The sequence below is a fragment of the Desulfosporosinus burensis genome (assembly GCF_054657535.1).
Genome location: NZ_BAAHYN010000018.1, coordinates 26072 through 41497, shown reverse-complemented (window position 1 = coordinate 41497; position 15426 = coordinate 26072). Strand labels below are relative to the sequence as shown.

15 protein-coding genes are annotated in these 15426 nt (G+C 44.8%); all 15 read right to left on the bottom strand.

Annotated features, from left to right (window positions below; genetic code table 11):
- Positions 1-45: 45 nt before the first annotated feature.
- On the bottom strand, positions 46-873 hold the full coding sequence (spo0A, locus tag ACYQ3Q_RS24610) for a sporulation transcription factor Spo0A (RefSeq protein WP_459931085.1): 828 nt from the start codon (positions 871-873) through the stop codon (positions 46-48).
- Between the two features lie 173 nt (positions 874-1046).
- Entirely contained in the window at positions 1047-2303 is a 1257-nt protein-coding gene (gene spoIVB / locus ACYQ3Q_RS24605) for a SpoIVB peptidase (protein ID WP_459931084.1), read from the bottom strand.
- Between the two features lie 273 nt (positions 2304-2576).
- The gene (gene recN / locus ACYQ3Q_RS24600; RefSeq protein WP_459931083.1) at positions 2577-4268 is read right to left on the bottom strand and encodes a DNA repair protein RecN; all 1692 of its coding nucleotides are present in this window, start codon (positions 4266-4268) and stop codon (positions 2577-2579) included.
- A gap of 10 nt (positions 4269-4278) precedes the next feature.
- Entirely contained in the window at positions 4279-4731 is a 453-nt protein-coding gene (gene argR, locus ACYQ3Q_RS24595) for an arginine repressor (protein WP_459931082.1), read from the bottom strand.
- Positions 4732-4844: 113 nt separating this feature from the next.
- Complete coding sequence (locus ACYQ3Q_RS24590; protein WP_459931081.1) at positions 4845-5663, bottom strand: NAD(+)/NADH kinase; 819 nt, start codon at positions 5661-5663, stop codon at positions 4845-4847.
- Between the two features lie 4 nt (positions 5664-5667).
- The gene (locus ACYQ3Q_RS24585; RefSeq protein ID WP_459931080.1) at positions 5668-6477 is read right to left on the bottom strand and encodes a TlyA family RNA methyltransferase; all 810 of its coding nucleotides are present in this window, start codon (positions 6475-6477) and stop codon (positions 5668-5670) included.
- Positions 6478-6509: 32 nt separating this feature from the next.
- Positions 6510-8396 carry a 1-deoxy-D-xylulose-5-phosphate synthase gene (gene dxs / locus ACYQ3Q_RS24580; protein ID WP_459931079.1) on the bottom strand — a complete coding sequence of 629 codons (1887 nt, stop codon included), beginning with the start codon at positions 8394-8396 and terminating at the stop codon, positions 6510-6512.
- Positions 8397-8440: 44 nt separating this feature from the next.
- Complete coding sequence (locus ACYQ3Q_RS24575; RefSeq protein ID WP_459931078.1) at positions 8441-8881, bottom strand: divergent PAP2 family protein; 441 nt, start codon at positions 8879-8881, stop codon at positions 8441-8443.
- Between the two features lie 15 nt (positions 8882-8896).
- Positions 8897-9763, bottom strand: a complete 867-nt coding sequence (locus tag ACYQ3Q_RS24570; protein WP_459931077.1) for a polyprenyl synthetase family protein — start codon at positions 9761-9763, stop codon at positions 8897-8899.
- 5 nt (positions 9764-9768) lie between these two features.
- Entirely contained in the window at positions 9769-10113 is a 345-nt protein-coding gene (gene xseB / locus ACYQ3Q_RS24565; RefSeq protein ID WP_459931076.1) for an exodeoxyribonuclease VII small subunit, read from the bottom strand.
- A 4-nt stretch (positions 10114-10117) separates the two neighbouring features.
- Positions 10118-11320 (bottom strand): exodeoxyribonuclease VII large subunit, encoded by a 1203-nt coding sequence (gene xseA / locus ACYQ3Q_RS24560; protein ID WP_459931075.1) that lies wholly within the window; start codon positions 11318-11320, stop codon positions 10118-10120.
- A 273-nt stretch (positions 11321-11593) separates the two neighbouring features.
- Positions 11594-12229 (bottom strand): cyclodeaminase/cyclohydrolase family protein, encoded by a 636-nt coding sequence (locus tag ACYQ3Q_RS24555; RefSeq protein ID WP_459931074.1) that lies wholly within the window; start codon positions 12227-12229, stop codon positions 11594-11596.
- Positions 12229-13080 (bottom strand): bifunctional 5,10-methylenetetrahydrofolate dehydrogenase/5,10-methenyltetrahydrofolate cyclohydrolase, encoded by an 852-nt coding sequence (locus ACYQ3Q_RS24550; RefSeq protein WP_459931073.1) that lies wholly within the window; start codon positions 13078-13080, stop codon positions 12229-12231. Before ACYQ3Q_RS24550 ends, ACYQ3Q_RS24555 begins: the two co-directional genes overlap by 1 nt.
- Positions 13081-13093: 13 nt before the next feature.
- Positions 13094-14506: an NADPH-dependent glutamate synthase gene (gene gltA, locus ACYQ3Q_RS24545; RefSeq protein WP_459931072.1), complete on the bottom strand. Its 1413-nt coding sequence runs from the start codon at positions 14504-14506 to the stop codon at positions 13094-13096.
- Entirely contained in the window at positions 14506-15348 is an 843-nt protein-coding gene (locus tag ACYQ3Q_RS24540; RefSeq protein WP_459931071.1) for a sulfide/dihydroorotate dehydrogenase-like FAD/NAD-binding protein, read from the bottom strand. The genes gltA and ACYQ3Q_RS24540 overlap by 1 nt, the downstream gene beginning before the upstream one ends.
- Positions 15349-15426: the final 78 nt, after the last annotated feature.

Sequence of the window (15426 nt, the reverse complement as noted above, 5' to 3'; positions counted from 1 at the left end):
ATCTCCATATATAGAGATGTTTAACGGACAGAAATCTTATTGCTATTAATACATCATCGACATACGCAATTTATCTGCCACCATTGCCACAAATTCCGAATTAGTGGGTTTACCTCGATCAACATTAATGGTGTAGCCAAAAAAGCGATTCATGAAATCCACGTTTCCACGATCCCAAGCTAATTCAATGGCATGCCGAATTGCACGTTCAACACGACTGGGGGTGGTCTGATATTTTTGGGCAATCATGGGATAAAGCTCCTTGGTCACAGCTCCAAGCAATGATACTTCGATAACTACGCTGACAATAGCATCCCGCAGATACTGATACCCTTTAACATGCGCTGGTACCCCCATCTGGTGAATCATTCGCGTGACTTCAACTTCGAGATTTTTAGTCGTTGGCGGTAAGACTCCATTATAGATCTGAGAATTTGAATTTGAACTATATTTGTCATGTTGTACAGTATTTGAGTGTGGTATATTTACTGTATTTGAAAAATCATCTTGTAGTTGGCGAATACGTTTACCCAAAATATCTAAATCAAACGGTTTTAAAATGTAATAATTTGCACCAAGGTTGACAGCCCGTTGGGTCATAGATTCCTGTCCAAAGGCGGTTAGAATAATAATCTTAGGTCTTATAGGGGCATTTTGAAGTTTCTCAAGTACACCTAAACCATCCAGATGAGGCATGATAATATCCAATAAAACAACTTGAGGTTCTTCCCGTGCAATTAATTCCAGAGCCTCATTCCCATGATATGCAACCCCAACAAGGCTCATATCTTCCTGCCGTTCAATAAACTCTTTGACGATCTCGACAAATTCCCGGTTGTCATCTGCCAATAATACTCGTATAGGCCTTTGCATTTCCCAGGATCCCCCTCATTTCAGCCGTATTGAGTTATAATTTCGACAATTCTTTTCATACTCCTTCTTTTAAAAAGAAGAAAACCTAGTTTTTATTTGTAAAACTTGACTTTATTAGGAGAAGGAATAACCATTTTATGGCTATTCCTTCTCTAAAAACCAATCTACTATTCTTAAGCTGCTTCCCTCTTGCCTGTTACTTTTGAGTTTGAGTCATTTAGCATGTTTTGTATGAAGACTCCGTATCCTCGCTGGCTGTCGTTCACAAAGACATGCGTAATTGCCCCGATAAGTTTACCGTCCTGAATTATGGGACTACCACTCATTCCTTGGATAATACCGCCTGTTATATCTAGCAGCCTAGGGTCTGTAACACGAACGATCATGTTTTTGCTATCGGTTCGATTGTGCATGACACGATCAACGTTAACCTCAAATTCCTCAATTTTTTCTCCTTGTACGACCGTATAAATCTTGGCCGGACCAACTTTAATCTCAGATTCCCAGCCGACTGGGATAGCTTCTTTAAAATAGGAGTTTTCAACTTGACCGCTCATTGTTCCAAAAATCCCGGTCAGGGTGTTTTTTTCAATAGTTCCACTGAAGATCGAATTAGAAATAAACGAACCTATTTTTTCGCCCGGATGCCCACGTTTCCCTTTTTCGATTGCATAAATCGTCGAGGCTATTATTTTACCATTATAGACTTCAATTTTCTGATTGGTGTCCGCATCGGTAATCACGTGACCAAGTGCTCCGTATTGTTTAGAAACAGGGTCAAAAAAAGAGAGAGTACCCACACCTGCTGCTTCATCACGAACAAATAAACCCATGCGATATCGACCAGTTTCCGAACAAAAAATCGGATTAACACTTTTTTCTATGATTTGATCCTGATGTTTGAATAACACGTTCGCGCTTCCATTTTTTTCACCCGCTAAATTAACGGCATTAGAAACCTCTTGATCTGTTCGAACTTCTTGGTTATCGACTTTTAAGAGAATATCTCCAACTTCAATTCCTGCTTCTTTAGCTGGAAACGCTTTTCTCCCATTCTTGTCGACAACCGGGGCTTGACCTACCACCATTACTCCTTTAGTTTGTAAGGTAACTCCAATAGAGTGTCCACCGGGAATTAATTTTACAGGACTCATTACTTGTATTTCGCTGGTCCTTAAGGGGAAAATCCCGAATAATTTGTAGGCAATTTCTAATTTCTCAGACATTTGGGAATGAGACAATCCTGTAGCAACTGAAACGATTTGATTGGAGGGGACCTTCTCAATTTTAATGATATTTGACCAAATACCTCTAAATTTAGGTTCAGTATGACTAATCTCTGCTTTATGAAGTTCAGGCAATTCAACTAATAATTGAAGGAAGGTACAACACAAGAGACTGATTAGTAGTAAGATGCTTCTTTTTTTCACTCTCTTATCATCCTCCACTCTATTCTCCCCATTTTTCTTCCCTTTCCTCTTTTTAGAGCGTCCTATAATAAGTGAAGTGAAATTTTTTAAATTGAATTCTAACGTTAAATTATCCAAATCTATAGTCTTTCATCCTGTTAAATCAGTTCCATTTTATCTAAAACATTGGCAATTTAGACAAAAGAAAAAGACTGCATAATTAGTTTTTGCAGTCTTAAGCCAGAGCAATACAAGAAATTTTATTAATAAAATACGATGCCCGATATACGAATTTTAAATCTCGGACCTCGGGCCTCGAACCTCGAACCTCGAACCTCGACGAAGCTCCTGGGCATGTTTACGAGTAATCTCGATTTCCCCGCCCCCGAGCATGCGGGCAAGTTCCTCGATACGATCGGATTCCGTCAGAAGGTCAACCCTGGTCCTTGTTCTTGTACCGTTAACTTCTTTGAGAATGCCATAATGAACATCTGCAAAGGCAGCGACTTGGGCTGCATGAGTGATACAAAAAACTTGTTTGTCGCTGGCGATTTTAGCCAGCTTTTCTCCGACTTTATGGATCGTCCTGCCGCCGACCCCACTATCTACCTCATCAAAAATAAACGTCCCTACCGGCTCTACCTTAGCTAAGAGACTTTTCAACGCCAACATTAAACGAGACATCTCTCCTCCAGAGGCTACTTTTGCTAAGGGTTTAGGTGGTTCACCGAGATTGGCAGAAAAGTAAAATTCAATCCTCTCAGCCCCACCTACCGTCGGTCCAACATTAGGTATGAAGCGTACTTCAAACCGACTTCTCTCTAAGCTCAAATCTGACAGTTCTAGGGCCAGACCTTGTTCGATTCGCTGAGCAATTTCCAGTCGCTTCTGACTGAGTTGCTTGGCAACTTTGTCATACGCTTTCAGGGTCGATTTTTGCTCTTTATGTAGGGTTTCAAATTGCTCCTGAATGTGGGTAATTTTGTCTAACTCTTGAATCATAGTCAAGCGTTTTTCCAGAATAGCTTCCACTTCTAGGCCGTATTTTCTGAGTTTAGTCAACTCGATAAGTCGTCTCTCGATCTGATCAAGCCTTCCTGGCTCAAACTCTAAGCTATCACGATACGTTCTGATCTGTTCAGCTAAGTCCTCCGCTGCATAATAAAGGGACTCAATTTGCTCGATTACATCAAATGTCTCGTCCAGCCGGGCTAGTTCTTGGAGTGTTTTTCGAGTCTGTCCTAAAAGATCACAGGCAGCGTACCCTCTTGTAGATCCCTCATAAAGGGCGGCAAAGGCTTCAGAAGTCAAACTGGTGATGCGTTCTGCATTATTAAGCCGTTTCTTTTCCTGGTTAAGTTCTTCTTCTTCCCCCGGGATGGGGTTAACCTGCTCTATTTCTTCAATTTGGTACCTCAAGATTTCCTCACGCTTTTGGCGTTGCTCGACAGAAATGGACAACTCCTGCTCTTTGCGGATCAATGCTTGATAGGCTTTTGCGGCTTCATTGACTTGGTCAACATTGTCTTGAACTCCACCTAAAGCATCTAATAGATCCCGATGAGTTTCAGCGCGGAAGAGGGACAAATGTTCGATTTGCCCATGTATATCTACGAGCCCTTCACACAATGAACGGTAGAGGGTCAGCGGAATTGTGCGACCTTGAACACGACAGACATTTCTTCCCGAGGAGTTTATTTCACGATAGAGAAAAAGTTGGCCCTCGTCCATCGGATATCCTGCTTCCTCAAGCCTCAGCGTGTATTCTGAGGTCAGATCTTCTAACACCCCTTCAATTCGAGCCTGTGCCTCTTCGTGCCGTATTAAATCTGCACTAGCTCTTCCACCTAAAAGAACCCCCAGAGCATCAATCAGCATTGATTTCCCTGCGCCAGTTTCTCCCGTAAATACCGTCAAACCTCGATCAAACTTTAAACGCACAGACTCCATCAATCCAAAATTCTCTACGTATAACTCCGTTAGCATGACGTCCCTCCTATCCAAGCAAGGTGCTAATCCGGTCTAAAACTGTTGGTACTGCTTCTTTTGGTTTTATAACTAGCAGAATCGTATCATCTCCAGCTATCGTACCTATGAGCTCTTCCCAATTGCTATTATCCACGACTGCTGCTAAGGCATGAGCATTCCCTGGAATGGTACGAATTACAATAAGACTTTCTGTGTCATTTATGGAAACCATGGTTTCCCGCAGCAAACGCTTTAAGCGATCTTGAAGGTTAGTGGGATGAGCCTCAGCGGGAACTGCATAACGATAATCGTCACCAGCACTAGGCACTTTAATCAGTCCCATTTCCTTAATATCTCTAGATACCGTTGCCTGAGTGACATTAAACCCAGCAAGGCGCAATCTTTCTGCCAGATCCTCTTGGGTATGAATGATTTCTCTTGTGATTATTTCTTGTACCTTCATCTGGCGACGTGCTTTCATCACTTGCCTCCTTACGCGAAGCGCGAGGTTCGATGCTCGATGCACGAATATCGAACCTCACACATAACTCTCCTTAATTCGCACCTCGCGCATCGCGCATCGTGCCTCAAATTCTACTCATGCCAACGGTCTCTCAGCTTTTCTCGAACCACTTGGGGGAAACTTCTGCTTCCTAAACGAATTAACAAGGCCTTGATTGGAGCCGTCTCGATAATCACGGTTTCACCTGAATAGATCATCTCGCTTTGGCGGCCATCAAATGTCACCATACATTTCTCTCCATTAGCAAGAAGAATACGAATTTCTTCCTTTTCTGAAACTACCATGGGACGAGCGGACAGGGAATGTGCAGCTAGAGGGGTCAGCAAAATTGCTTGAACATCTGGGCTGACGATTGGCCCTCCTGCCGAAAGCGAATAAGCTGTAGAACCGGTCGGAGTCGAAATTATCAAACCATCGGCTGGATAACTCACGGAGAGTTCTCCAGAAAGGTGTACTTGGAGAGTTATTATCCCGTCCTTACTCTCCCTCGAAAAAACAACATCATTTAAAACTAAATGAGAGATATTGTCCGTACCTACCCGATTAACAGCTGCATTTAACATCAAACGCTCTTGAATTTTATAGTCTTGATTCAGGATCTTTTCCAAGGCTCCGAAAACGTCTTCCCGCTCTATTTCACAGAGAAATCCTAAACGCCCAAAGTTGACTCCCAAGACAGGAATTCCAAACGATGCACTTTCTCGAGCTGCTTGAAGAAGGGTTCCATCGCCACCTAAAGAAATAAGAAATTGGGCTTGCTGCCTAATTATATCTTCCCATTCAGTTAAAACGACCCACCCCCGGGCTAGAAACCAATCATTTATGCGTTCAGCTAGTGTCAGAGTCTCTGGTTTGGTCATATTGCGCCATAAACCAACGATTTTATCCATCCGGTTATTCCGTCTCTTTCCGAGCAGCGTGAACCACTCGTTCTAGCTCTTTATGCCAATCTATGCTCAATTCAGCTTGTAATCCCAGCCAAGCTAAATACTCGATATTTCCCTCAGGACCTCGAATGGGCGAATAGTCTAAACCTAAGACATGAAAGCCCAGCTTTTCCGCCTCACTGAGGACAGTTTTCAAGACCTGTTTATGAACATTCTCATCTTTAACGACGCCTTTTTTCCCAACATGCTCTCGTCCTGCTTCAAATTGTGGCTTAACTAGAGACATAACTTGCCCATCGTCTTTAAGAATAGCAATCATTGCTGGAAAGATCTTGGTAATTGAGATAAATGCTACATCTGAAACGACCCAATCCACCTTTTCCGGAAGGGAATCTTGATTAAGATAGCGGGCATTCACCCGTTCCATGGAGACAACACGGGGGTCGGTCCGGAGTTTCCAGTCTAACTGTCCATATCCCACATCGACAGCGTAGACTCGTTTAGCTCCATTTTGCAAGGCACAATCGGTAAAGCCTCCAGTTGAAGATCCAATATCAGCTACGACTTGATCATTAAACGGAATATGGAAGGCTTGCACCGCTTTGGCTAGTTTTAATCCTCCCCGTGAAACAAACGGCAGGATTTCTCCTTTGAGTTCAATCAGAGAGCTCTCCGGCAATTCAGTTCCAGGTTTGTCCACTCGCTGACCCTCTACAAACACGATCCCCGCCATGATTGTTGCCTTCGCCTTCTCACGACTAGAAGCCAATCCATTTTTGACCATTAAAATATCAATGCGTTCTTTTCCTTTAGCCACTGTATCCCTTCCTTTTGCCTATGAGAACCTTCCTAGGATTGCGCCGCACGGCGAAACAATTGCAAGCGTTCAGCAGCTTGCATTATACCTTTAACAGACAGTCCATGGGCCATGAAGAGTTGGGGAATCGCCCCTTGATCCACGAATCCTGGATAGCCTAGCCGTTCAACCGTTACTTCATCAATTCCTTCTTCTTCAAGGAATTCTAGAATAGAACTTCCCATCCCGCCCTTGAGGGAATGGTCTTCGACGGTGATGAATTTTTTCGTGAGGTGCGCATAGTGAGCAAGGACTTCCCGATCGAGGGGATTAATATAACGTAAGTTAATGACCGCCGCATCCACGCCCTGGTGTCGTAATTCCTGAGCAGCAAGTAAACAGGTCTGGACTAAGGGGCCCACCCCTATCAAGGTCACATCCCGTCCGTCCCTCAATACCTCAGCTTTTCCAATGGTCAGAAGCTTTAACGTCTCATCCAAGGGCACCCCTTGACCGACTGACCTCGGGTAACGCAAGGCCACTGGACCACTTTGTTGTAGTGCAGTATAGAGCATGTGACGTAACTCGTTTTCATCTTTAGGTGCCATAAAAATCAGGTTCGGAATAATTCTAAACATGGAAATATCAAAGACTCCGTGATGCGTGGGACCGTCATCCCCAACAACTCCAGCACGATCGATCGCTAAAACTACATTGGCCTGCTGTAAACAGACATCATGGAGTACTTGGTCATAGGCTCGTTGGTAAAATGTGGAATAAATCGCTACTACAGGTTTTAGTCCCCCAAATGCCAAGCCCGCCGCAAAGGTTACGGCATGTTGTTCCGCGATTCCCACATCAAAAAAACGTTCTGGAAATTGCTTGGAAAAACCATTAAGCCCAGTTCCACTCGGCATAGCGGCTGTGATAGCAACAATCTTCGAATCTTGGCTGGCCAGTGTACAAAGGGTGTCTCCAAAGACCGCTGTGTAAGTCGGAGGTGCAATTTTTTTCGTCACCTTGCCAGTCTCTGGTTCAAACGGGCCTACGCCATGAAAGATATCTGGATTTTCTTCTGCAGGTTTGTACCCTTTGCCCTTATGAGTTAAAACGTGGACCAGAACGGGTCCCTTTTTATTTTTAGCTTGATCAAGCGCCTCTTCAATCAAGGCTTGGTCATGTCCATCAATCGGTCCTAAATATGTGAAACCTAACTCCTCAAAGATAAGACCTGGCACAAGCAAATATTTTAAACTATCTTTGGCTTTAGCCGCTAATTTTGCAACTTTTGTGCCTATACCCGGTATTCGTTTAAGGAGGTACTCCAGATCTTCTTTGCGTTTATCATAGAGTGGGTCCGTCCTTAATCGATTGAGATAGGTTGACATGGCCCCTACATTGGGGGAAATTGACATTTCGTTATCATTCAGAACCACGATCAAATTCGTTTCACTATGTCCCGCATGGTTCATGGCCTCGTAGGCCATGCCACCTGTCATTGCGCCATCTCCGATCACGGCCACAACATGATGGTTCTCCCTCAGAACATCTCGGGCCTTGGCAAACCCAACAGCGGCAGAAATGGAGGTACTGGAATGCCCCGTCTCAAAACAATCATGGCTGCTCTCGCCCCGTTTTGGAAAACCAGACAGTCCCTGATATTTACGAATCGTCTTAAAACGATCCAAGCGGCCTGTTAATAGTTTATGCACATAAGTCTGATGACCAACATCCCAGACGATCTTGTCGTAAGGGCTATCAAATATTCGGTGTAAAGCCAAGGTAAGTTCAACAACCCCAAGGTTTGGCGCCAAATGCCCTCCATTTTTGGAGACCACCTCAATCATTTCTTGCCGAATTTCCTGCGCCAAAGTCTTTAGCTCGGTCAAATCTAACAAGCGCAAGACCTTTGGCTCATGAATTGTCCCGAGTAGCCCCATCCTTTTTGCCCCCTCATTTTTTAGGTCCGGTCAATCCCAATTCGTTAGATTAACAACCCCACTATAAGCCCTACCATCACACCACCGAAGACCTCTAACGGGGTGTGGCCAATTAATTCTTTTAACTTTTCTTGAGCAGGAACGGGTCCATGGTACAAGCGTTCAATTAATTGATTTAAGACTTCTGCCTGTTTACCCGCTGCACGTCGTACCCCAGCTGCATCATAAAGAACAATCATACCAAAAACAGCTGCTACCGCAAAGATGGGTGAATCACAGCCATAGTATTTTCCAATTCCTAATGCTAAAGCACTCACCGTCGCGGAGTGAGAGCTTGGGAAACCACCTGAACTGATGATCATTTGAAAATTGAGTTTTCTTAGCAATATTAAATTCACTGCAACCTTGAGCAACTGGGCTATCAACCAAGCTGTCATTGCAGAGATTAGTATGGCATTATTTAAAATACCTGGGATAATTGGCATATTAATGACCTCTTTTTAATGTTTACGTTGTTCAATATAATAGGCTAGTTCCTTTAGGAAGCTCGCTGCTTCGCCAAAGGGCTGCAAAGCGGACAACGCTTCTTGAATTTGGGCATGCAGCTGGTGCTCTGCCCCCTCTAGTCCTAGTAAAGAAACGTAAGTCGCCTTATTCTGACGCAGATCACTGCCGGCTGGTTTCCCGAGAGTATCACTATCCCCGACCACATCTAAGATATCATCTTTAATTTGAAACGCTAACCCCAAGGCCTGAGCATAGCTAGTCAAGGCCTTAAGCTGATCTTCCGTACCCCCTGCCAAAATCCCACCAAGCCGTGCAGAAGCCGTTAGTAAAGCACCTGTCTTAGCTTTATGAATCTCTTCAATTTCGAGTAAGGTCAGCGATTTTCCTTCAGCAGCAACATCCGCTACCTGCCCGCCAACCATTCCGACTTTTCCGGCGGCAAGCGCAACTTCTCGAATAACTCGCAGCTGCTTCTCAGGTTGACCGAGTTTAGGATTAGCCAATAATTCGAAAGCATAGGTTAATAACGCGTCACCAGCAAGAATAGCGTTGGCCTCTCCGAAAACCTTATGATTGGATAATCTTCCCCTCCGATAGTCATCATTATCCATGGCCGGTAAATCATCATGAATTAGGGAGTATGTATGAATGAGTTCTAGCGCGATAGCAGCAGGTACTATGCTTTCTGGGTTACTGCCTACAGCCTCTGCAGAAGCTAATGCTAAAACAGGTCGAATCCGTTTACCTCCCCCAATCAAGGAATAGTACATGCTTTGATTCAAGACATCCTTTTCCCAAGGTAATCGAGCGAGCGTTTGTTCAATCATGCTGAGATAGCGTTGAAAAGTTTCCTTAAACACGCGGTTCATCCTTCCATATCAAAACTGGCAGGTCTTATCTGCAACTTTCCATCTGGACCTTCAAGCAGAATTTCCATCTGTTTTTCTGCTAGATCCAAAACATTAGAACAGTACTGAACAAGACCTACCCCCTCCTTGAATATGCTTAAGGCTTTCTCCAAGGGAAGGTCCTTTTGTTCAAGAGTCTTGACGATTATTTCTAAATTTTGAAGCCCTTTCTCCAAAGTTATGGCTTCATCTTCCTGCTCTTTGCTATCGGTTGGCGTTTCCTCAAAGACAAGCACTTCTTTGCGGACTATTTCCTCTGAGGGTTCATTAAAAAGGTCATCGATCCATTTGTCTTTGCTCATGGATTTAAAACTCCTTCTCTAACACTTCGCAGCGCAAACTTCCTTCTCCTAGGCGAACCCGTATCTGCTGACGACACTCAACCTGCTCCACAGAACGCAGGAGGTTCCCTGTTTGATCATAAGTCAAAGAGTATCCTCGACCTAAGATAGCCAAGGGACTCAGGAGGTTCAGCTTGGCAGCGAACAGGTTTAGTATACCATTTTTATCCGCTACAAATCTAGTCATGCCTTCCTGAAGGCGCATCTGTAGTGTATCCAAGCGTTGCCTGTTTTGATCAATTCGCCAAAAGGGATCTTTCAGTGGCCCCTTATTAGAGATCCTTTCCAGAGTCTGACGTTTTCGCTCGATTAGGGTCCCCATTGCGCTTTGAAGTTGAACACAGAGTTGGTTGACTTGAGACTGCAAATCCTGCAAAACAGGCACAGCCAGCTCGGCGGCAGCCGAAGGAGTTGGCGCACGCAGGTCTGCCACATAGTCTGAGATGGTCACATCTGTTTCATGTCCTACTGCAGAAATAACGGGTATCATCGACTCGGCAATGGCGCGTGCCACTACTTCAGTATTAAAGGCCCACAACTCTTCCAGCGATCCCCCCCCTCGACCGACAATGATAACATCCACTGTCCTAGAGCGGTTAAGTCGGGCGATCGCCTGAGCCACTTCTCGAGGCGCGGCTTCTCCCTGTACGGCTGCAGGCGCTAAGACCCAAGACATCTTGGGATGCCGACGTTCCATAATGTTTAGAATATCTCGAATCGCCGCTCCAGTCGGACTCGTAACGATCCCAATTCGTCGAGGATAACGAGGGATCTTTTTTTTGCGAACGGGATCGAATAGCCCTTCCCCAGCAAGCTTTATTTTAAGTTGCTCAAACGCTAAGTAAAGTTGGCCTAATCCACTCGGTTCCATCTCTTCGGCATAGAACTGAATCGTGCCTTCGCGCTCGTACATACGGATATTTCCGCGGATCATCACTTTTAACCCATCAGATGGGACAAAACGAACCCGTTCGGATCGGCTTTTAAACATCACTGCCTTAAGACTTGACGACTCGTCTTTTAGGGTAAAATACCAATGTCCAGAGGCGCGATGGTTCTTAAAATTGGAAAGTTCACCACTGATCCAACAATTTTGCAGATCCACTCGGTCCTGTAGAACCCAGCCAATCTGGCTGACAATCTCGGATACCGTCCATATCTTTGGCACAAACTTCACCTCAATGCCTATCATAACATAAAGAAAAGTGGGGAGGAAATAATTCCTTCCCACTTTTCTTTATGTGCAAGGCGCGAGGCTCGAAGTTCGAGTTCGATCATTGAGCATCGCAAATATCTCTGAATAAATACAACTAAAACCTATGATGAAGTATAAAACTTCATCATAGGTTTTTCTTCTTAGATATCCAAAAAACAACCACTTAAACTTCGTGCCTCGCGCATCGAGCCTCGTGCATCGCAATTCGAACCTCGCGCTTCGCGCTTACATTCGACTTTGGACGACTGCTACGGTCTCAGCACAAATAATAGCAGCTTGTTCGAAGAGCCGAGCGCGTTCAGCTTTAACTCGCTCTTGATATCCTGCGTCTTTAATTCCAGGAAGGTTAATATCGACGCTGAGCATCGCAGACTTGAGCGCACTCTCTGCTAAATAAGCGGCTACGCCAACATCACTAATGGCACCTTTGTTCCCGATCGGAGCAAGTTTCTGCGCTAACTGCAATACTCTAAAGCAGTTTTGGGAAATCCCGAGCGGAGTATCTGTCGCCGAGACCAAGACCTCTTGCATTTTCTCAGTGCGTACAGCTTTCTCCTCGTCTGTGCCTTTTGGTAATTTTAGAACATCCATAAAATTGGAGAACTCAGCGATATCCTGACTTAACCCAGTCTTTAACAAGCCTAAGACTGTTTCCGCCTCCGCCAAAATCTCTTTTACTTCAGGTTCAACTTCTTTATACTTTTCTTTACCGACTGTGAGGTTAGCCACCATACAGGTCATCGAAGCCGCTAGTGCTCCAACATAGGCGGAAACACTTCCACCGCCTGGTGTTGGTGAAGAACTGGCCGACACCGTCAAAAACTCTTCCGTTGTCCATTCCCAAATCTTATTCGTATCCATTAACGCGCTCCCCCCTGCAGAACGATTCCTTTGAGAACATTGCGCATAATTAAGGCAGTAGTTAGGGAACCGACTCCACCTGGAACTGGAGAAATTAATGAGGCCACTTCTTGAACTGCCTGGAAATCAACGTCTCCGCAAATTCCCTCTGGAATTTCGTTGATGCCGGCATCGACAACGATCGCGCCTGTTTTAACCATATCCTTTTTGATTAACTTAGCACGACCCACAGCAGCAATTAAAATATCTGCTTGACGGGTGAATGCCCCTAAATCCGGTGTTTTGGAGTGACAAATAGTCACTGTTGCATTGTGCTTAAGAATTAAGAAAACTAACGGTTTGCCAACTGTTTCTCCCCGTCCAACAATAACCACATGCTTCCCAGAAATCTCGACTCCCGAACGCAGAAGCAGCTCAATACAGCTCTGTGGAGTGGCAGGGAAAAGCCCTTCCTCACCGCTTAAAATGTAGCCACGATTAATGGGATGAACTCCGTCTACATCCTTATCTGGACGGACGGCAGCCATAATCTTTTCTTTGCTCATTCCCTTAGGCAGCGGAAGTTCAATCATGATACCGTGAACATCCTGATCATTATTAAGGCTTTCAATCTGTGCCAAGACATCTGCTTCAGGAGTTGAGCCTGGCATCGTGAAGAGTTCGAAAGCCATTCCTATTCCTTCACAGACTTTCTGCTTTGAACGTGCATAAACCACAGATGCTGGGTCATCTCCTACTAAGATTACCGAAAGTTTAGGTTGCACTCCTTTTGCTTTCCACTGTGCAATTTCCTCACGAATTTCTTCTTTTAGGATTTTGGAGACCGCTTTACCATCTAATAGTTGGGACAATCGACACACTCCTTTATTTTGATTTAAGATATTGATCAATGCCTGCTGCAGCTACTTTTCCAGCACCCATTGCCAAAATAACTGTAGCAGCACCCGTTACAATATCTCCACCCGCAAAAACACCAGGCTTAGACGTCATTAACGTTTCGGTATCTGCAACAATATTTCCTCGTCTGTTCAACTCCAAACCAGGAGTTGAAGTGGTTACTAAGGGGTTCGGGCCTTGCCCAATCGCTACGACGACTGTATCCATGGGAATATCAAATTCAGACCCCGGAATAGCCACTGGCGCGCGCCTTCCAGATGCATCTGGTTCTCCGAGTTCATAGCGTAAGCAGGTCAAACTTGTGATCCAACCACGCTCATCGCCATTAATGGAAACCGGATTGGTTAAAAGCCGGAATTGAATGCCTTCTTCTTCTGCATGCTCAAGTTCTTCTTTCCTAGCGGGCATTTCATCACGCGACCGACGATAGATAATATAAACATTTTCTGCACCTAAACGTAAAGCTGTACGCGCCGAGTCCATCGCAACGTTCCCTGCTCCGAGAACAGCTACATTTTTTCCAACTTTTACTGGAGTAGCATAGTTAGGGAACTTGTAACCCTTCATTAAATTAGTACGTGTTAAGAACTCATTAGCAGAATAGACTCCATTGAGATTCTCTCCCGGAATATCCATAAAGTAAGGTAGCCCAGCGCCCGTACCAATGAAAACTGAATCATAGCCATTTTCCATGAGTTCATCAACAGACGTAACTTTACCCACTACTTGATTGGTGAGAATTTCTACGCCCATTTCTTTGAGGTTTGTAATTTCAGTCTGAACAATCTCCTTCGGTAAACGGAACTGCGGGATACCGTACATCAGAACGCCTCCAGCAACGTGGAGCGCTTCAAAGATTGTTACAGCATGCCCGGCCTTCGCTAAATCTCCTGCGCAAGCTAAGCCTGCTGGCCCAGCACCAATGATCGCAACACGTTTACCGCTTGGCACTGGCTTATCAAAGCTTGTCTTTTCAGCTTTCATACCGAAATCCGCAGCAAAGCGTTCAAGGCGACCAATGGCCACTGACTCTCCCTTGATCCCCACAATACATTTGCTTTCACATTGAGATTCTTGTGGGCAAACCCGACCACAGACGGCCGGCAGAGAGTTCTTGATTTTCAGAACCTTAGATGCTTCCAGGAAATTTCCTTCAGCAATCTGTTTAATAAAATCTGGAATAAGAACCGACACGGGACATCCTGCAATGCATTTAGGATTTTTACACTGTAAGCAACGTTGAGCTTCTTCAATTGCAGCCTCTTGGCTGTAGCCCAGTGCGACTTCTTCAAAATTATGTGCCCTAACCAGAGGATCTTGGCAAGGCATTTCATGACGCGGAATTTTGACTTTTTTTGTGCTCTCCACTTTCTCTGCCATTAATGATGCCCCCCTTCATGATCACATTCCAGACGAGCTTTGGCCCGGTTTTCTTCGTCTTTAAAATAAGCTAAACGCTTGATCGCTAAATCAAAATCCACCAAGTGCCCATCGAATTCCGGTCCATCGACACAGGCAAATTTAGTTTCATTACCGACACTGATCCGGCAAGCTCCGCACATACCTGTCCCATCCACCATGATTGGATTCATGCTGACAATCGTTTTGATACCCAAAGGACGGGTATATTCCACGACGGCCTTCATCATGACCATAGGACCGATTGCCCAAATAACTTTCACATCGTGTCCTTGAGCCAGAACTTGTGCAAGTCCATCTGTTACAAAACCCTTAACCCCTAAACTTCCGTCGTTCGTGGCAATAACAACTTCGCTACTGACAGCACGCATTTCTTCTTCGAGAATTAGCAGATCCGCACTGCGGGATCCCAAAACAGAAATCACATGATTACCTGCTTCTTTAAGGCCCCGTGCGATTGGGAAAATAGGAGCTATGCCAAGGCCCCCTCCAATACACACTACGGTACCATGATTTTCAATTTCAGAGGCAACTCCTAAGGGTCCGACGAAATCTAGGAATTCAGACCCCTCATTCATGCGCGTAATGATTGCTGATGAGTATCCCACATCTTGAATAACGATCGTGATAGTACCCTTTTCTCGATCAAAGTCCATCACAGTAAGCGGTATGCGCTCACCCGATTCATCAACTCTGACAATCACAAATTGGCCTGGCTCCACTTTCGCGGCCACAGCCGGTGCATCGACGTCTAGCAAAGCAATGCCCGTTGCTAGTAGTCTTTTTCTAACGACGCGGTACATTTGACTCCTCCTCAATGTGAATAGAATTTCTCATATATTTAGTTAATTCGAGATGTTTATACGTTTTTCCTTCAATGC